The sequence below is a fragment of the Devosia indica genome, from assembly GCF_003056405.1.
GTDB classification, from domain to species: Bacteria; Pseudomonadota; Alphaproteobacteria; order Rhizobiales; family Devosiaceae; genus Devosia; species Devosia indica.
On sequence record NZ_PYVZ01000011.1, the window covers coordinates 130,519 to 147,661 of the forward strand.

Here is a 17,143-nt window from a genome sequence, read left to right on the forward strand (position 1 = left end):
GGCGAGGCCCCGAATCAATTGGGGGCACTCTAGCAAGTCCGAGGCAAACCGCCGGTTAACAATGCTTAACCATAATTTGTGATGCGCTAGTCGCCCCGGTGATATGGATGACCTGACAATATGGTGGTTGTGCGATAGAGCTGTTCGGCCAGCATGATGCGCACCAATTGGTGCGGCCAGACCATGGGCGAGAAACTGACCACCAGATCGGCGGAGCGCACAAATTCGGGATCGATGCCATCGGCACCGCCGATGACAAAACCAATGGCCGGGCGCCCATCATCGCGCCAGCGACCGATCTGGGCAGCGAAACTTTCTGAATCGATGGCCTTGCCGCGCTCATCGAGCATCACGGTAACACCTTGGGGCAGTGCCGTACGCAACGCCCTGGCCTCCTCGGCCTTGCGGGCGGCGGCGGAGCCGGCGCGTGATTCATTGATTTCGGTGACGTCAAAGCCGGTGAGCGCCAGGGGCTTGCCGCTGGCGCCGGCGCGGTCGAGATAACGGGCCACAAGCTCGCGCTCTGGCCCGTTTTTCATCCGGCCAATGGCCGCTATCGCAATGCGCATGTGTGTCTATGCCGTCTCGGCTGGCCCGAAAGCTGTCGCCCAGCCGTCGGGCGCAGGCTAGTGCTGGTCGGCGGCGAAATCGGCCTGCCACATCTTTTCGATGTTGTAGAACTCGCGCACTTCGGGGCGGAAGATGTGCAGGATCACATCGCCGGCATCGACCAGCACCCAGTCGCAATGGGGCAGCCCTTCGACGCGCGGCTTGCCGTAACCGCTCTCGCGAAGGGCGGTGATGACCTGATCGGCGACGGCGCCGACATGGCGCTGTGAACGGCCCGAGGTCACGATCATGTGGTCGGCCAGCGACGACTTGCCGGCAATGTCCACCGAGACCGTTTCTTCGGCCTTGGCGTCATCCAGCGTATCGAGAATGAGGTCGATCAGGGGCTTTTGCGCGCCGGCCATGGCGGCGGGCGTGGCGGCGGAGGTGTTTTCGGGCAGCGCGGCCATCAGAAACGGCCTTCCGCCCATGCGAGAGCACGGGTCATGCGAGAGATGAGCATCCTTGGTTGTTGATCGGAATGTTGCGGCGTCGTGAAAACGGCAAGCCGTCTGTTCCTGTTCCGGTGACAATGATCACACTTGAACCTGAATATGCGCTTTTGCAGGCAATTTCGCAAGATCAAGGCCGGTCGAGAGCTTAACGCAGGTTTCGTGACGCCCTGATGGCAGTGGACGACAGGGTCGATTGCCGTCCTTGCAGGTAGATCCAGGCCGGCGCCTGGCACCGTGCCAGAAGGGCAGCATCGGTCTCATCGAGTTGCGCATAGTCCAGGGTCGCGGCAGCGCGTGAGGCCAAAGCGCGGCGTGCGGCGCCGGGGCGGACATAGACGGCAAAGGGGATTTTTGCCGCCATGTCGCGCCAGCGCTGCCAGCGATGAAAATCGGCCAGGCTGTCGGCGCCCATGATCCAGACAAAGCGCCGGTCCGGCATGGTGGTGGTCAAAAAATCGATGGTTTGCCAGCTATAGGAAAACCCCTTGGCGGCCTCGAATCCGGTGACGCTGATGCGCGGATCAGTGACAAAGGCACGGGCGGCGCGGACGCGGTGCTCCAGCGGGGGCAGGCCCGAATTGTCCTTGAGCGGATTGCCCGGCGTCACCAGCACCCAGAGCGCATGCAGCTCCAGGCGGCGCAATGTTTCCTCCATGACCAGGCGATGCCCGTCATGCATGGGATTGAAGCTGCCCCCGAACAGCCCAATGCGCATGCCTGGCGCAGAGGGCGGGACTTCGGTGATGCCGGGAATGCGGATCGGTGGGCGCAGGGTCAAAAGCTAGGGCCTCGTCTGCCCGTTGCCGCGGACGCGGTATTTGAAGCTGGTGAGCTGTTCGACCCCCACCGGCCCGCGCGCATGCATCTTACCGGTAGCAATGCCGATCTCGCCGCCAAAGCCGAACTCGCCACCATCGGCAAACTGGGTGGAGGCATTGTGCATGAGGATTGCTGAGTCGATTTCATGCAAGAATTTTTCGACCGCCTCGGCGTCCTCGGCAATGATCGCCTCGGTATGGTGGCTGGAATAGTGCTCGATATGGTCGATGGCGGCCTCAATGCTGTCGACCACTTTCACCGAGATGATGGCGTCCTCATATTCGGTTTTCCAATCCTCTTCGGTGGCTTCGACCGCATCGGGGACCATCGACATGACGGTGGCATCGCCGCGAATTTCACAGCCCTTGGCGACCAGCGCCGCGATGATGGGCTGGAGATGAGTGTTTGCGACATCCTTATGGACGAGCAGGGTTTCGGCCGCGCCGCAAATGCCGGTGCGGCGCATCTTGGCGTTGAGGGTGACGCTCACGGCCTTGTCGAGATCGGCCGAGCTGTCGATATAGACATGCACCAGCCCCTCGAGATGGGCAAAAACCGGCACGCGGGCTTCGGCCTGGACGCGTGCCACCAGTGTTTTGCCGCCACGCGGCACGATCACGTCGATATTGCCGCCGAGCCCCTTAAGCATTTCGCCCACGGCGGCGCGATCGGTGGTGGGCACCAGTTGCACGCATTCCACCGGCAGGCCGGCCAGATGCAGTCCGTCGAGCAGGCACTCGACTATGGCGCGGCTGGAATGGAAGCTGTCGCTGCCGCCGCGCAGGATCACGGCATTGCCCGATTTGATACACAGGGCGCCGGCATCAGCGGTCACATTGGGGCGTGATTCAAAGATCACGCCGATAACGCCGAGCGGTGTGCGCACGCGCTCGATATGAAGACCGTTTGGGCGGTCCCATTCGGCAATGACGCTGCCGACCGGATCAGGCAGATCGGCGATGGTCTTTACCGCCTCGATAATCCCGTCGATCCGCGCATCGGTGAGCAGCAGCCGGTCGAGAAAGGCCTTCGAAATACCCTTCTTTTCGGCGGCTACCATGTCCAGCGCGTTGGCGGCCAGGATTTTCTTGCGATGCGCATTGATGGCGCCGGCTGCGGTCAGCAGCGCGGTGCGCTTCTGCTCGGGCGTGGCGATCTTGAGCGCATTGGCACCAATGCGGGCATTACGGCCCAGTTCGGCCATCAGGGCAGGAATGTTGGTCGCGGTGGTTTCAGCCAGGCTCATGGTGGGCCTCTTGTCTCTGCGTGGTGTCGGTGCTGCCGGTGAGCACCAGGTTGTCGCGATGCACCAGTTCAGCGCGGCTGTCCATGCCGAGCAGTTCAACGATGGTGTCGCTGCGCTTGCCCATGACCAGCCGGGCATCTTCGCTGTCAAGCCCGACCAGGCCCCGGGCAATCTCGCGCCCATCGGGATTAAGCACGGCAATGGTATCGCCGCGCTCAAAGTCCCCGGTGATCCGGGTCACGCCGATGGGCAGTAGCGATTTGCCCTGCGCCAGTGCCCGGGCCGCGCCAGGATCGACCTGCACCGTGCCAGCCACGGCCAATGTGCCCATGATCCAGCGTTTTCGCGACTGGGCGCGGGTGGTGGACGGCTTGAAGAGGGTATGTAGGCCCCCCGCGACCAGATGGGCCAGCGGATGCTCCTCGGTGCCCCTGGCGATAATCATGGCGGTGCCGGCCTGGGTGGCGATCTTGCCGGCCTCGACCTTGGTGGTCATGCCACCGCGCGAGAGATGGCTGGCCGCACCACCAGCCATGGCCTCAATCGCAGGCGTGATGGATTCCACCAAGGGTAAGTGGGTGGCATTGGGATCCCTGGCCGGTGGCGCCGTGTAGAGCCCGTCAATATCGGAGAGCAGCACCAGCAGGTCCGCCTCGATCATTGTGGCGACGCGGGCCGACAGGCGGTCATTGTCGCCATAGCGGATTTCGGCGGTGGCGACGCTGTCATTCTCATTGATGATCGGCACCGCCCCCAACCCCAGGAGCGTCTGGATGGTGGTGCGGGCATTGAGGTAATAGCGCCGTTCTTCGGTGATGTTGGGGGTGATCAGGATCTGCCCGGTGACGATGCCGTGCTGGCCGAGCGCCTCGGACCAGGCCTGGCTGAGCGCAATCTGCCCGGCGCTGGCGGCGGCCTGGCTCTGTTCCAGGGTCAGCGCCAGGGCGTTGAGGCCAAGCAGGCTCCGCCCCAAGGCAATTGCCCCCGAAGAGACAATGACGATCTCGCGCCCTTCAGCCTTGAGCGCGGCAATATCCTGGGCGAGGCCCGCCAGCCAGTGCGCGCGCAGCTTCCCGGCCGCATCGACCAGCAGGGCCGAGCCGATCTTGATGGTGATGCGGCGGTAGTTGGCTAGCGGATTGGCGGACTTCAAGGCGTCCATTTCTCTTCCGTCTGCTTGCGCTCGGCCTCGGCGATTGCGGCCTTTTCGGCGTCGAGAATCGCCAGCACGTCGAACAAGACCTGTTCCACGCCCTGGCCGGTGACGCCGGAGACCTGCCGAATATCGGCCTTGGACACCTTTTTGAGCGCATTGAGCTTGCCCTCGAGCTCTTCGGGGGTAAGCGCATCGACCTTGTTGAGCACCACGATTTCGGGCTTGTCGGCCAGCACATCGGCATAGGCAGCCAGTTCGTGGCGCACCGCCTGATAGGTATGGGCAACATCTTGATTGGTGCCGTCGATCAGGTGGATCAAGACGCCGCAGCGCTCGATATGCCCCAGGAACCGATCGCCGATCCCGACGCCTTCGCTGGCCCCTTCGATCAGGCCCGGAATATCGGCCAGCACGAACTCACGCTCGGCAATGCGCACAACGCCCAGATTGGGGTGCAGCGTGGTGAAGGGATAATCGGCGATCTTGGGCTTGGCGGCAGAGACGGCCGAGAGGAAGGTCGACTTGCCCGCATTGGGCTGGCCCACCAGACCGGCATCGGCGATCAGCTTCAAACGCAGCCAGATGCCCTTTTCGGTGCCTTCCTGTCCGGGATTGGCGCGGCGCGGCGCCTGGTTGGAACTGGTCTTGAAATACGCGTTGCCGAAGCCGCCATTGCCACCCTTGAGCAGCACCACGCGCTGGCCCACTTCGGTAAAGTCGGCGATCAGGGTTTCCTGGTCTTCCTCGAAAATCTGAGTGCCGACCGGCACGCGCAGCACGATGTCCTCGCCATCGGCGCCGGTGCGGTTCTTGCCCATCCCGTGCACGCCCGTGCCGGCGCGGAAATGCTGCTGGTAGCGAAAATCGATCAGCGTATTAAGGCCATCAGCGCATTCGGCGATGACATCGCCGCCGCGCCCGCCATTGCCGCCATCGGGGCCGCCGAACTCGACGAATTTTTCGCGCAGAAAGCTGACGGCACCCCCGCCGCCGGAGCCCGATTTGATATAGACCTTGGCCTGGTCGAGAAACTTCATGACTTTATCGTGCCTTCCAGCACCTGGTCTGTCGCGCTTGCCGGCTTTTTTCCGGCTGGCCAGTCTTGCTGGAAACGCTCACGTGTCAATTTGGTGTCGATATGCTCCAGCTCGGCGCCGCGCGCAAGGCAGAGCAGGGTGGAACGGCCCGTCTCGGTGAATCCAAGCCGGTGCTGAATGGCCAGGGACGCGGCGTTGAAATGGAATACCCCCGAATAGATGGCCTTGGCATTGGTGTGGTCAAAGAACCAGCGGACCGTGGCGATGGCAGCTTCGGACATGATTCCGCGCCCCCAATGCGGCTTGCCCAGCCAGTAGCCGATGATCGCGTCCTCGCCTGCGGGTTGATAGCCGATATGGCCGACATAGCCCACCCCGGCCAGCTCAATGGAAAAACTGGTCTGGTTGGGGGCCTGCCGCGCCTGCTGGGTGGCCAGCCAGGCCCTGGCATCGCTCAAGTGATAGGGGAAGGGCACGCGCGCCAGGTTCCCGGCGACCTCCAGATCGTTGAGGTAGCGGGCGATGGGTTCGGCATCCCCCGTCTGGGGCGGCCGCAGGATGAGCCGATCGGTGAAGAGGGTTGGGTTCATCCCTGCCACTCCATCACCAGGAGCGGTTTGCCCAGATGGCGTTCGACCACGCTCTGGGTTCGCTCGATGGTGGTAAAACCGGTCTTTTCCAACACCCGCACCGAGCCGGCATTTGCGCTCAGCACACGGGCGCGAATGGGTTTCAGGCCAATGCCGGCGGCCGTGCCCAATAGTGCCTTGACCGCCTCTGGCGCATAGCCGACGCCCCAATGGGTCTCACCCAGCCAATAGCCCAGCTCGACTGGCTTATCAGCGTAGAAATACAGCCCGATCACCCCTTTGAGCCGATCATTGTTGCGCCCGGCAATGACATAGCTGCGCTTGTCAGGCTTGTGGACAAAGCGTTCGATGAAGCCTTGGGCATGTTGCCTTTCGTAGGGAAAGGGCAGGCTGGCGGTTGGCTCAAGCACCTTCCAATTGTTCGCCTCGCGCACCAGATCGTCAAGATCGTTGGCGCGCGGCGCGCGCAGCAGCAGGCGTTCGGTTTCCATCTGCTCGGGCAACTGGTCTCTCAGGCGCATTGCTTTTCCTCCCGCTCCATCCAGCGCTGGCGCGTCAGCCGGGTCAGTACATGCGGCACATTGTGCTGCAGGGCGTGGGAAAACCTTATGTCGCGGCCTACTTCCTCAAAACCCAGCCGTGCCTTGACGCGCAGCGAGGCGCGATTGTCGTGGTGCGCACTGGCGGAAATATGGCTCCTGTTGCTGGTGGCAAAATGCCAGTCGATGACGGCGCGGGCGGCCTCGGAAGCATAGCCCTTGCCCCAATGCGGCCGGGCGATCCAGAAGCCGATCTCGCTGGTCAGGGCAACGCAGCCGATCAGTCCGCGTCCGGGCAGGTCGATGATGAACATGGATTTGTCCGGCCCATTTTGTGGCGCCAGCCGCAGCCAGTCATTGGCCATGGCCAGGGTGAACGGGAAGGGCAGTGGCGTCAGCCAGCGGGCGACCGCAAAGTCGCTCACACCCAGGGCAAAGCAGGGCGCGTCGTCGGGCCTGGCCGGGCGCAGCAGGAGGCGGGATGTCTGGAGCTCGGTCATCTCTCGTCGAACTCCAGCCGCATGAGGGTCATGGTCTGGCCGGCCAGATTGTGGTCCGGTTCGACCCCTTCGCCGACTTCGATGAAGCCGATTTTCTTCAGCACGTTGCGCGAAGCGTGGTTGTGTGTGAGGGCCCGCGAGCGCAAGGCCGCCGCCCCGGCCGCTCGCGCGGCTGCTACAACGGCCTGGGCGGCCTCGGTGGCATAACCATGGCCCCAGAAGGGTTCGCCCAGCCAATAGCCAAGCTCAGGCAGCTTTTCGGGCAGGATATGCAGGCCCACTGTGCCGATGAAGGCACCATCCAACTCGATCGCCCAGGCAAACTCGGCGCCGCCGCGCGCGATGTTCTCGACAAAAAAGCGCCCGTCGCTTTCGCCATAGGGATGGGGCAGGCGTGCCAGCACGGCGTGGATGGCTTTATTGTTGGCCAGAATGGCCATTTCCGGAACATGGGCCAGGGTCGGGGTCGCCAGGACCAGACGCGCGGTGCGGATGGTGGCAGGCAGGCGGTCCTTGAGGCTGGTCTCGACGATGGTCATTGGCAAATGCTCCGGGAAGAAAAAAGGGGAACCGGCTGACCGGTTCCCCTTTGCATCTGCTTGTTTTTTCAAACGCGGCGCCGGGGAGCTGGTCTCCGGCGGGTTTGAAAGGCCTGCCGGGTTATTCGGCGGCCTCTGCCGGGACGACAGACACGTGTACTTTGGAGTTCGCGCGGGTGCGGAACGCCACGGTGCCATCGACCAGTGCGAAAATGGTGTGATCCTTGCCCAGGCCGACGCCGGTGCCCGGAGCCCACTTGGTGCCGCGCTGACGCACGATGATGTTGCCGGCGATGACAGCTTCACCACCAAACTTCTTGACGCCGAGACGACGGCCAGCGGTATCGCGACCGTTGCGGGATGAACCGCCTGCTTTCTTATGTGCCATGGTTCTTTGTCCTTATTCCTTGTCGGCCTTGGCGCGGGGCGCCTTGCCGGCGATGAGATCCTTGGCCTGCGCGATCCACTCTTCGCGTTCGATGCGGCCCTTGAAGTTCAGCTCTTCGTCGAACTTGGCCACGTCTTCGGCAGTCCAGTCGGCAATCTGCTTGAGGCTGGTGATGCCGGCGGCAGCCAGCTTCTTTTCCAGCGCGGGACCAACACCGCCGATCAGCTTGACGTCGTCCTTGAATTCGGCGGCCGGCGCGGCATCTGCCTTGGGGGCAGCCTTGGCTTCAGCCTTCTTGGCCGGCTTTTCAGCAACGGCTTCGCTCTTGTCGGCCTTGGCAGCAGCCTTGACGGAGGGCTTCTTGCCGCCGGTCAGAATTTCGGTAATGCGCACGGTGGTCAGAAGCTGGCGGTGGCCATTGCGGCGGCGCGAATTGTGGCGGCGGCGCTTCTTGAAGACGATGACGGTCTTCTGCTTCTTGGTTTCGAGCAGCTCGGCGGCCACCAGGGCGCCTTCCACCAGGGGTGCACCAATGGTGTCGCCAACCATGAGGACCTGGTCAAAGGTGACAATGTCACCAGCCTGGGCATCGAGCTTTTCGATCTTGATGACGTCGTCAGCAGCAACCTTGTACTGCTTCCCGCCCGTCTTGATAACGGCAAAAGTCATTCAGTCAGCCACGCGGTTTTTTCACGTGGTCCCTTTTTCTGTCGCGCTCTGCGGCGCCGCGGTTGCATGCCTGTTTCCGCGGGCTTTTCGAATGGTCTGGGCCGAAATTCGGCCGGCAGCCTCGAGCAGCGTTTTCAAACAAAAACCAGCGCACCGGACGGACCAGTGCGCAGATTGGTGGGCTTATCGGGGCAAAACCCCCAAGAGTCAAGCCATTTGCTTGGTGTCAGGCTGCCGGATCAGGCCTGGTTGGGATACCAGTTGCGCAGGCGTACCTCGACACCGTCAACCACATCGGTTTCGAGCGGGCTCAGATCGCTCTCGCCATAGTGGTAGGGATAGATGATGGCCGGTTTGAAGGTGTTGATGGCCTCGACCGCCTGTTCGGGCGTCATGGTGAACGGCAGGTTCATCGGCAGGAAGGCGACGGCAATGTCGGTCAGGCCCAGCATATCGTCGGTCGGCTCGGTGTCGCCGGCCATATAGACCTGGCTGTCTCCGAAGCTTAGTACATAGCCATTCCCCACGCCCACCGGGTGATAATTCATGCGATCTTCGGTGGTATTGTGCGCGGCAATCGCCCGGATCGGAATATCGAGGATGGTGCCGTCTTCACCATTGGCCATGGCGGTGGCATTGGCTTTGAGGGCTTCGGGCAGCTTGGAATAGACATCGCCATTGGTGATCAGAGGGACGTCGCCGGCAATGGCTTCGAGCGTAGGCACATCGAAATGGTCGCCATGCCCGTGAGTGATCAGAATGGCTGAGGGGGCCGGCAGGGATGCATAAAGCTCGGCACCGCCGACCGGGTCGACATAAATTGCCTTGCCATCGAATTCGAGCACGAGGCTGGCGTGATCGATCGGGTGGATGACCAGATCGCCGGCACTGGTGGAAAGGGTGTCGGCCATGGGCATCTCCTGAGCGTGAGCAGCACTGGCGGCAAGATTGGCGGCAAGGCCGGCGAAGGGCAAGCCGGCCATGCCGGCAACGACGATACGGCGTGTAACCATGAAGTGTCTCCCGTTTTGTCTGTTGGACATAAAGACTAACGGCACAATGCGGCGCTGGATCGCTCCGCACGCAATTGTGAGCGATGCGCGCGGTGCGGCTTTGTCACCCAAAGCACGCATAACAGGTGTTGCAGGCGTGACAAGGCTATGTCATAAGCCGCCCCGTATCGACCAGCCGCGCCCAACACGGGGCGTTTCGATCTCGCGGAGAGATGGCAGAGCGGTTGAATGCACCGCACTCGAAATGCGGCATAGGGGCAACTCTATCGGGGGTTCGAATCCCTCTCTCTCCGCCACTTCTCTCCGCTAATCTGTTGATTTATATGGATTTTTTGTGGGTGACGAAAGTTCACTCCCACTTCTGCCCCCATTCGTCACGGCTCGCCATCTGGTAGCATTTAGCGGCTCGTGATAAGTCACGTGACTATGAGCGATGAAACCGCAAAGCGACGAACTGACGACGCCCGGCGCGCGCAGGAGCTACGCGACCGTCGCAAAAAGGCGAAGGTGCGCCAGATCAGTTTTTGGATTTGCGAAGGGGACGAGGAGCAAGCCAGAACAGTGATGGCCGATCTAACGGATCGGGCATGGCTTGCACTATTCGAAAACGGGGCCATCGAGCGGCGCGATGACCCTGCTCGAGCGGCAGAGATTCGAGCTCGACTTGAGACTAAAAGTCAGGCCAGCCCTCATCCAGCCGAGCATAAAGAGTCTTAGCATACGACGCTCTATCGCGATGTATGCCAGTCAACGCTTGAAACCTAGCTGCAAATTTCGCCCATGGCAGGTTGGCGGCAGCGGCCAACTGCCGCCGCTCGCCTATGGGTCCCTCTACAAGCACAGGCCAGAATACAAATCGCTCCTCGCCTAGTGGTGGGGATCCGCGAAGGATCTGGCGCAAGCGAACTGGTGAAACCGTCCCATTGGTACGTGCCGCCGCTCTCACTAGAACGGCCTGCCTTAGCGTCACGACATTTGGTTTGGACATTAGCCAGGTACACCTCCGAGCATCCCAGCGAGAACCGACAGTGCCACGCAAGCGGCCATCACCTGGAAAATGAATGGCAGACGTGTCCAGTAAGCGTGCAGAGTTTTCATGGTAGTTCCTTTCAATTCAATCTTCAGTGGAGGAGGGGGCACCGATCCAGCGGCAAACTGCATCGGGAAGTTTCGTGACGAGCGAGAACGATCGCTCAAGCACGAGCAGGAAGGCCGAGACGGTCAGGACAGCCATCACGGCAATTGCTGCCAACCAGAACATTGGGTGGCCAGAAAAGGACGAAATCAGGTAGTAGATGCCTGCCCCGACCATGCCGGAGACGGCGCGGAATATGGCCATGGCCGCGAAGAAGCCCAAGATCATCAATGTCGGTGTGAGCAGCAATCGTAGCAGCAGAAGGAAACCCTGGTGAGCTGCCTCGGGTGCTAGGCCTTCACCGTCCAGCCGCATGTGTGCCACTGCCCATAGTGGGGCGGCCACAACCGCAACGACAACAGCCATGAAGTAGCCAAAGACCGCCAGGATCCATAGAATGAATGGCACCGTTGGCAGGAGCACCGACATTGCCCCGCCGGCGACAGTCATGGTCAGCAGCAAGGGTCCAACGACCGCCATAACGGCGCCAACTGCACCACCTACCACAGGAACGGCCGACCCCATGGCCAATGCAGATAGAATGCTGGAAGCCGTTGCTATGAGGAACTGCCCGAGTTCAATTAGTCCTACTACTGGGTCCGCACCGGTGTTCTCGGGCGCGAAGTAGAGCGCGACCTGTTGAGCCAGTTTTTGCCCCACTTCGTTCACCGCCGATCCAAGTACATCCCAGATTGAGCCCCCTTCGCCCTGAGCGGGCGACAACGCAGCCGCCAAAGCAGGGTCGGGCAGGGCAAAACCGAACGATGCCAAAGCTGCAGACGCTCGAGAGAAAGCACGATCCATATCGCCACCGACGCGAAGTAACTCTTCCTGGTCGAGCCTCAAATTGTTTCCGTTGGCACTGCCGAACCAACCAATGCTGCGCCCAGTGGCAACAGAATCGAGCGTCGCGCCAGTGGACTCGAAAGCATACCTGGCGGGCGTAAGGATGGTCGGGCGGGCCGACAGGACAGATGAAGCCTGGTGGTTGAGGTTCGCCAGGACTAGGTAGAAGCTGCCAGCGGCCAGCCACCCCTGCCCATCTCGGTTTTCGAGATACGCACGAAGCCGCTGTTGGCCTTCGTCGCCTCCCGAGCTTTTCACCAGTTCTGCAATCGGCAGCAGTAAGTTGTTCGCCCTGATTATTGCGGCCCGCAGGGGGGCGGCCATCTCTACAGCTGTGCCGTCATGCGCAATCGAAGCTGCTAAAGCCCGCGCTGCCAGTTCGTCAGTGACCGCTAAAATCGACGCCAACGCGTTCAAGTGAGCGGTCATAAACAGCGATGCCTCGGGTGCCGACAGGTGCGATGGGGCCAACGGGGTCGCGATAGAACCGCAAATGCCCGTTGTAATATCCTCTCGCCCTGCGATGCGCGAGACGAGTGCAATGGCCCCGTTTTGGTGACCCGCCCGTACGAAAGAAATGCGAGCGTCTGAGCCAGCCGCATCGAGTTGGAAATTCGCCAGGGCCTTGCAGGCGGACATTTTCCAAATATCTGCGACTGCCGTGGTCGGCACCGCCGGTTTGGTGGCAACAACTTGCACGTCGCCCGCAATCAGGGCCGGGACCGCACTGGACCAAATTAGCGATGCTGCACTGGTTGAACCCCGCACAAGCCAGGCTATTCCGGCCTGCACGGAATTGTAGCCGCCCGCATTTGGCATCGGAACCAGCAATCCAATTGCGAAGATGAGGCGCAGAGGTGCCCAAAGCGAACTCCAGCGCCTACCCAGGACAACGCCCTCATGGCTCGTCTGCAACACCCCGACCGCGACATTGTAGAAGAAGAGCATGCCGCCCAATGCGAGCATTGCGACATTCAGATACCCGACACACATGCTCAACAACGTTGGACCCGCGCCAAAGAGGGGCCCAAAAATTTGAGCCGCCATCTGCGTTGACAAGCTCTCGCCATCGCTGGCCTGAAACGCCTCGATAACGCTCGATTGCAGGTCGCTCGTAGGGTCCGTGTCCAATCCAAAATCCGGCAAGAACGCATTCTCCGAGTCGGTCAAAATTTTGCAACGACGTTACTAGTTACGTGACGAGTCACACGTTATATGTGCAGAGTAGTGTTTAGCAAGCAGTGTTTTCGCCGGGTCCTTGCCGGCTCCGTGGAAAACGTCGCCTGCGGCTCCCAGCTTGCCGGGTCTGACCCGGGCCCGGCTGTTGGCCGAGTGTAGAAAGGATCGAATATGAAACGCACGCATCGCCTTGAGCTAATGCTGAGCGAGGCCGAACGAGAAACCATCGCAGCCGGCGCAGCCGCGACGGGGCTGACAATGGCTGCATACGCACGTCAGGCCATGATGATCGACCAGCCTGTGAGCGCGCGAGCCAAGGCGCACGTTGTCGACCGGGCGGCAGTGGCGGCCCTGAATGCTATCGGGGCAAATCTAAACCAAGTCGCCAAGGTCGCAAATGCGACCAAGACAATGTCGCCCAAGAACCTGTCTGCGCTTGCTCAGATGTATAGGCGACTTCATGCGATCGTGATTCAGATAGAAAGCCCGCCAGCGCGGGGGATTGGAGAATGATCGGGAAGATCAAAAATCTGCCGGCCGGCGACGACCTCGCGAGATTGGCCAACTATCTGCAAGGTCCCAAGGGCAAACGCATCGCCGCCTTCCGCTCTATGAACCTGGCCACATCCGATCCCTCCGGCGTCGTCCACCTTATGGACGCGCAAGCTGGTCTGAGCCGTCGTGCTAAGAAGCCAATCGCGCATATCACCGTCAGCTATGCTCCGACCGATCGGGTGAATTTCGCCAAGATGGAAGAAGACGCTCAGCGCGTACTGGCGGCGCTGAGTGCCGAGGGCGCTCAAGCGTTTATGGTGGTCCACAACGACAAGCACTATCCGCACTTTCATCTCGTCGTGAATCGCGTGGGTATCGAGGGTCGGTGCATCTCCGACGCAAACACAAAGCGCAAAATCGAAAAGACATTGCGCCGGATTGAATACGAGCGGGGGCTTCGACCCGTTAGCGGCCGCCTGGCAGACGTACCGAACCCCACCTCCCCGGGAATTCGCTTCAAAAGCGCTCGGGCCGCGCGCCGGGGCTATGTGCTGCCGCCTTCCGAGGTTGTCCAGGCGATGCGCGAGGCGCGGTCTCGGCGAGAGCTGGACGTGCGGTTGGGCGAACTGGGCTGGCGGCTGGAGTCTGCAAAACCAAAACCCGGGCAAAAGACTGGTGGGCTTGTTTTGCGCGGCCCGGAGGGGGCACTGGCAAGGGCTAGCGACTGTGGCCGGGACTGTTCGGGTCCGGCCCTCGTACGTCGTTTTTCTGGCACCGTGGCGATAGAGTCGCCGCTAACCACTGAATTCCAAGTCACAGCGCCGCAGTCGCCAAAACCGACTGGGAGAAATGCCCTTGCCAAAGCACTCGCAAAGGCTCGCGCGAAACCTCGACTACCTCGCATAGCGCCTCAGATCAGCACTACCGGCACCATTGCGCGCGTCGTTCGGACGACCATGCCGAACGTGAACGTCAAGTTTTAAGGCTAAGCAGATGAGCGACGATATCGAGAACACCATCAACAATTTTCTGGTCGAGGCAGCTTCAATGCGAGCCGCTCTTGATCGACAAGGCGCCCGGGTAGAGCAGTTGTCTCAAGCGTTGGACCGGTCGATCATTGAGTACAAACGGTCTGCGAAGGCCTTGGCCGATATGACAGCGAGCGGGGTGCAACGGCAAGCAGCACAGCAAATATCTGATGCCTGCAAACCTGTGGCGGCCAGCATCACAGCGGCCGCCGGTCAGGCGCAGCGGTCGATGACTTCAAAGTTGAAGGAAGTGGAGGCAGTTCAAGGCTCTGCGCTCATTGCTCAAGCTATCGTAACGCTCCTAGCCGGCTTGATCGGTGCAGGTGTTATGATTCTGTGCGTACATCACTTTCCAATGCTTCTGGGTATCGCTCCATGACGATACACCTCTGGACTGAGAGCTTTGTTCGTGCCCGGAGCTTGGCCAAATCCGAGCTGGATCGACGCGCTATAGACATTTGTGAGGCTTGGATACTCTGGGCTGACCCGTTCAACGTCGCACCTGACGCGGCTCTGGTGGGTAGATTGGGCACCGCCGATGCCTCGGCTGCAGCTGTCATAGTACGCCAAATCACCGGGAAGTTGGTTCGTGACTGTCCCCTCCAGATGCCAATACCGATTCCGGCAGGCATTGCAGAACTCTTGGACGGCACGACGGGCGCCGAGCTTGCGCCAGTTCCAGGCAGAGCCCACGGACAGATACCCTTTCCGTGACGACCGACCGAAGATATCTCCTGCGTCTGACAGGTCCCGACCGCAGGAGATATGCCAACTTCGGAGAACTCAACTGAGCCCGCACTAAAGATCAGAACAGGATCGGGTGACCGTCTAGCCATCCTTCCTTAACCCCTTTAGGCGCGGCTTGAAGCTGGGATAAAGTTGATTGAGGTCATCGAGCATTCGATTGAGCAGCTTCTGCGCATCCGGCAGTATCGAAGGCATGGGCATGGGCGTTGGACTCGGAACGCGATGAAATCGGTGTAGGGGGTTGAGACATGTCACCATGACTGTGTCGCGTACGCTGGCCCACTGGCCGTGAGCAAACCCAGATGTCCAATCGTAGTAGCGGTCATAGACGTCTTTGACGCCCGCCTCGTCAGCCATCTTTCTGAGATTGAGGTTGGCCCAATGACCCAACTCGACGGACTGAAACTCCATCCAAACGTCTTCGTTCGCGAGCTTTTCAAGCATCTCAAGGTCTACGAAATCTGGCGCGTCTTCAAATCTCAGGTTTTTGAGAAATGCGAGCTTGGCTTGCCCCGACCCGTAATTGCGGTACTGGGCCCAAATTGTGGGATCATCTTTCGTCAATAAGTAGTGAAGCGTGACGAAAGCTTCCATCACCGTCCGCAATGCCAAGCGGCCCTCTGAGAATGCATGTCCGGCCCCGACGGCGGCATTGATCACGAATTCCATACCATAGAGCACAAGTCCGAATGCTCCCTCGTGCCGCGGATCCGCGGCGGTCGTTGTGGCACTTTGATAGAAATGCTCCTCGACCGCGGTCCTCACCGCTTGCAATTCTCTGACCCCGTCCGCAATGGCATCAGGATGTTCGGTGTTTGCCAAAACCAAACATTTCTGTTTGACCCACATTTCCTGCCAAAATGCATCGCCATGATAGGAAGGCAGAACGCGCTGCTTCACTTCGGGACTTTCGACGTCAGAGCTTTCGAAGGAGCGACACATTAGCTCCAAACTGCGAATACTCGGCCTTACCCGTTTCATGTCGCCTTTGCTCGGATAGGCGAGTATTGGGGCAATTACTTCCTCTGCGAGCTTTTCGGGAAAGCGCATTCGTTCCTGACAGACGATGACTGTCATAACTTTGAGCCAACGAATGTCGGTGGAGGCTTCGCTCTGATGATCGAAAGTTCTTGCAACGGCCTGGGCCAGCACCGACCAATGCGAGTTATCATCGGGTTGGTCCACCACTCGGTCCCAGTGATGACGGTCGGGAAGCGAGTCAATCAAGCGCAGGCTGGAGAGCGCGTGCTTCGCATCCGGATGGGCCAAAACTTCGGCGAATATGGTGTCAAACTCGTCGTCGGTCATGGTTGCCAAATACACATGGACCAGCAGCAGCTCTTTTCGCGCAGGTACGCGGTCGCGCAAAGCTTGCAAGACAGTGTGAAACATCTTGAGGTAAATCGATCGTGGCAGCGCCGCCGTCAGCACGGCCATCCACAAAACGTTGGGAAGTGCTTCGTCTATCCAACGCGTAAGTTGGACGGGCCCAAGCCTCGAGAACGGAGAGGCGAGCGTTCCTCCCCTACGGGGATGGTCTTCTATCGAGGTGTAATTGCTGTCCGCAAATTGGGGGTTCCGGATGTGGGGGGACTTCCTCTTGGGTTTCTTTCTCATGGTGCCTCCAGTGGGTATTCTCTGGACACCACTGCTGACGCATTGCTCTTTACATGTCGAGAAGGGGCTCGCGCCCCTCGCTTCGCTCACCCCAGGGAGGCCGCGCAGCAGCCTCCTAGCGGGCGGCCATTGGCCGTAAAGCATAACTTTTCCCTGTGAGCCTTTCAGGCTCCCACATCGCCTGGCTGCGACGTCAACAGCCTTTGGCTGTCCTTCGCTTCGCTACGGCCCTAACGGGTGACATCGCCGGGCGGTGTGGGGCCCTTTAGACATCGGGCGGGGAACATCGACTTCCGCGCTTCGCGCGTGTTTTCAGGCCGCTCGGCGCGGGCCTTCAAACAGGGAACAGTTGAGTTCACAGTGGGCTAGCGCCACTGTGAAAGTGCTATGCAACTTCCCAGACATTGCGCGTAAGCGCCAAGGCGCCCCCGTCTGACGTGCCGGTGGTTGGTAGGGTATTGGCACCGTGGATTTGATGACGGTGTGAGTTCCTATGTCTGCGCATATGCCCAGTGATAGAAGTTTCCAGTTGTTGG

Annotated in this window: 18 protein-coding genes and 1 tRNA gene; 4 read left to right on the plus strand and 15 right to left on the minus strand. The window is 60.5% G+C overall.

Annotated elements, in window-relative coordinates:
* Positions 1–86: 86 nt before the first annotated feature.
* The 13 genes from rlmH to DDE76_RS12355 all read right to left on the minus strand — a co-directional run bounded on the left by rlmH (position 87) and on the right by DDE76_RS12355 (position 9,560).
* Positions 87–569, minus strand: a complete 483-nt coding sequence (gene rlmH, locus DDE76_RS12295; RefSeq protein WP_104892773.1) for a 23S rRNA (pseudouridine(1915)-N(3))-methyltransferase RlmH — start codon at positions 567–569, stop codon at positions 87–89.
* Between the two features lie 57 nt (positions 570–626).
* Positions 627–1,019 carry a ribosome silencing factor gene (rsfS, locus tag DDE76_RS12300; protein ID WP_104892774.1) on the minus strand — a complete coding sequence of 131 codons (393 nt, stop codon included), beginning with the start codon at positions 1,017–1,019 and terminating at the stop codon, positions 627–629.
* 190 nt (positions 1,020–1,209) lie between these two features.
* Positions 1,210–1,842, minus strand: coding sequence for a nicotinate-nucleotide adenylyltransferase (locus tag DDE76_RS12305; protein ID WP_342748378.1), 633 nt, complete (start codon positions 1,840–1,842; stop codon positions 1,210–1,212).
* Between the two features lie 3 nt (positions 1,843–1,845).
* Positions 1,846–3,129, minus strand: a complete 1,284-nt coding sequence (locus DDE76_RS12310; RefSeq protein WP_104892776.1) for a glutamate-5-semialdehyde dehydrogenase — start codon at positions 3,127–3,129, stop codon at positions 1,846–1,848.
* Positions 3,116–4,291, minus strand: coding sequence for a glutamate 5-kinase (gene proB / locus DDE76_RS12315; protein ID WP_104892777.1), 1,176 nt, complete (start codon positions 4,289–4,291; stop codon positions 3,116–3,118). Before proB ends, DDE76_RS12310 begins: the two co-directional genes overlap by 14 nt.
* Positions 4,279–5,322 (minus strand): GTPase ObgE, encoded by a 1,044-nt coding sequence (gene obgE / locus DDE76_RS12320; protein ID WP_104892778.1) that lies wholly within the window; start codon positions 5,320–5,322, stop codon positions 4,279–4,281. The genes proB and obgE overlap by 13 nt, the downstream gene beginning before the upstream one ends.
* Positions 5,319–5,912: a GNAT family N-acetyltransferase gene (locus tag DDE76_RS12325; RefSeq protein WP_104892779.1), complete on the minus strand. Its 594-nt coding sequence runs from the start codon at positions 5,910–5,912 to the stop codon at positions 5,319–5,321. The genes obgE and DDE76_RS12325 overlap by 4 nt, the downstream gene beginning before the upstream one ends.
* Positions 5,909–6,433, minus strand: coding sequence for a GNAT family N-acetyltransferase (locus DDE76_RS12330; RefSeq protein ID WP_104892780.1), 525 nt, complete (start codon positions 6,431–6,433; stop codon positions 5,909–5,911). The genes DDE76_RS12325 and DDE76_RS12330 overlap by 4 nt, the downstream gene beginning before the upstream one ends.
* Entirely contained in the window at positions 6,424–6,951 is a 528-nt protein-coding gene (locus tag DDE76_RS12335) for a GNAT family N-acetyltransferase (RefSeq protein ID WP_104892781.1), read from the minus strand. Before DDE76_RS12335 ends, DDE76_RS12330 begins: the two co-directional genes overlap by 10 nt.
* Positions 6,948–7,490, minus strand: a complete 543-nt coding sequence (locus DDE76_RS12340) for a GNAT family N-acetyltransferase (RefSeq protein ID WP_157955777.1) — start codon at positions 7,488–7,490, stop codon at positions 6,948–6,950. Before DDE76_RS12340 ends, DDE76_RS12335 begins: the two co-directional genes overlap by 4 nt.
* Positions 7,491–7,611: 121 nt before the next feature.
* Complete coding sequence (gene rpmA, locus DDE76_RS12345; RefSeq protein ID WP_104892783.1) at positions 7,612–7,878, minus strand: 50S ribosomal protein L27; 267 nt, start codon at positions 7,876–7,878, stop codon at positions 7,612–7,614.
* Positions 7,879–7,890: 12 nt separating this feature from the next.
* Complete coding sequence (locus DDE76_RS12350) at positions 7,891–8,547, minus strand: 50S ribosomal protein L21 (RefSeq protein WP_104892784.1); 657 nt, start codon at positions 8,545–8,547, stop codon at positions 7,891–7,893.
* Between the two features lie 239 nt (positions 8,548–8,786).
* On the minus strand, positions 8,787–9,560 hold the full coding sequence (locus tag DDE76_RS12355; RefSeq protein WP_157955778.1) for an MBL fold metallo-hydrolase: 774 nt from the start codon (positions 9,558–9,560) through the stop codon (positions 8,787–8,789).
* 206 nt (positions 9,561–9,766) lie between these two features.
* Between DDE76_RS12355 and DDE76_RS12360 the strand changes: the two genes are divergently transcribed.
* Positions 9,767–9,856: transfer RNA gene (locus tag DDE76_RS12360), tRNA-Ser, on the plus strand.
* Positions 9,857–10,674: 818 nt separating this feature from the next.
* On the opposite strand, the gene DDE76_RS12370 is transcribed toward DDE76_RS12360, so the two are convergent.
* Entirely contained in the window at positions 10,675–12,687 is a 2,013-nt protein-coding gene (locus DDE76_RS12370; protein ID WP_157955779.1) for a DotA/TraY family protein, read from the minus strand.
* 204 nt (positions 12,688–12,891) lie between these two features.
* On the opposite strand from DDE76_RS12370, the gene DDE76_RS12375 reads away from it, so the two are divergent.
* From DDE76_RS12375 to DDE76_RS12385, 3 genes are read left to right on the plus strand one after another with little or no spacing between them, the layout of a single operon-like run.
* The gene (locus DDE76_RS12375; RefSeq protein ID WP_104892788.1) at positions 12,892–13,233 is read left to right on the plus strand and encodes a plasmid mobilization protein; all 342 of its coding nucleotides are present in this window, start codon (positions 12,892–12,894) and stop codon (positions 13,231–13,233) included.
* Complete coding sequence (locus tag DDE76_RS12380; protein ID WP_104892789.1) at positions 13,230–14,198, plus strand: relaxase/mobilization nuclease domain-containing protein; 969 nt, start codon at positions 13,230–13,232, stop codon at positions 14,196–14,198. Before DDE76_RS12375 ends, DDE76_RS12380 begins: the two co-directional genes overlap by 4 nt.
* 10 nt (positions 14,199–14,208) lie before the next feature.
* Positions 14,209–14,622, plus strand: a complete 414-nt coding sequence (locus DDE76_RS12385; protein WP_104892790.1) for a hypothetical protein — start codon at positions 14,209–14,211, stop codon at positions 14,620–14,622.
* A 449-nt stretch (positions 14,623–15,071) separates the two neighbouring features.
* Here DDE76_RS12385 and DDE76_RS12395 read toward each other — a convergent pair whose 3' ends face one another.
* A complete protein-coding gene (locus DDE76_RS12395) occupies positions 15,072–16,427 on the minus strand; it encodes a DUF5677 domain-containing protein (protein ID WP_104892792.1) in 1,356 nt (451 codons plus the stop codon).
* Positions 16,428–17,143 lie beyond the last annotated feature (716 nt).

Excerpts from the sequence above, each read along its gene's own strand:
- rlmH (WP_104892773.1), bottom strand. The coding sequence starts at position 569 with ATGCGCATTGCGATAGCGGCCATTGGCCGGATGAAAAACGGGCCAGAG.
- rsfS (WP_104892774.1), bottom strand. The coding sequence starts at position 1,019 with ATGGCCGCGCTGCCCGAAAACACCTCCGCCGCCACGCCCGCCGCCATG.
- DDE76_RS12310 (WP_104892776.1), bottom strand. The coding sequence starts at position 3,129 with ATGAGCCTGGCTGAAACCACCGCGACCAACATTCCTGCCCTGATGGCC.
- proB (WP_104892777.1), bottom strand. The coding sequence starts at position 4,291 with ATGGACGCCTTGAAGTCCGCCAATCCGCTAGCCAACTACCGCCGCATC.
- obgE (WP_104892778.1), bottom strand. The coding sequence starts at position 5,322 with ATGAAGTTTCTCGACCAGGCCAAGGTCTATATCAAATCGGGCTCCGGC.
- DDE76_RS12325 (WP_104892779.1), bottom strand. The coding sequence starts at position 5,912 with ATGAACCCAACCCTCTTCACCGATCGGCTCATCCTGCGGCCGCCCCAG.
- DDE76_RS12330 (WP_104892780.1), bottom strand. The coding sequence starts at position 6,433 with ATGCGCCTGAGAGACCAGTTGCCCGAGCAGATGGAAACCGAACGCCTG.
- DDE76_RS12335 (WP_104892781.1), bottom strand. The coding sequence starts at position 6,951 with ATGACCGAGCTCCAGACATCCCGCCTCCTGCTGCGCCCGGCCAGGCCC.
- DDE76_RS12340 (WP_157955777.1), bottom strand. The coding sequence starts at position 7,490 with ATGACCATCGTCGAGACCAGCCTCAAGGACCGCCTGCCTGCCACCATC.
- rpmA (WP_104892783.1), bottom strand. The coding sequence starts at position 7,878 with ATGGCACATAAGAAAGCAGGCGGTTCATCCCGCAACGGTCGCGATACC.
- DDE76_RS12350 (WP_104892784.1), bottom strand. The coding sequence starts at position 8,547 with ATGACTTTTGCCGTTATCAAGACGGGCGGGAAGCAGTACAAGGTTGCT.
- DDE76_RS12355 (WP_157955778.1), bottom strand. The coding sequence starts at position 9,560 with ATGGTTACACGCCGTATCGTCGTTGCCGGCATGGCCGGCTTGCCCTTC.
- DDE76_RS12375 (WP_104892788.1), top strand. The coding sequence starts at position 12,892 with ATGAAACGCACGCATCGCCTTGAGCTAATGCTGAGCGAGGCCGAACGA.
- DDE76_RS12380 (WP_104892789.1), top strand. The coding sequence starts at position 13,230 with ATGATCGGGAAGATCAAAAATCTGCCGGCCGGCGACGACCTCGCGAGA.
- DDE76_RS12385 (WP_104892790.1), top strand. The coding sequence starts at position 14,209 with ATGAGCGACGATATCGAGAACACCATCAACAATTTTCTGGTCGAGGCA.
- DDE76_RS12395 (WP_104892792.1), bottom strand. The coding sequence starts at position 16,427 with ATGGCCGTGCTGACGGCGGCGCTGCCACGATCGATTTACCTCAAGATG.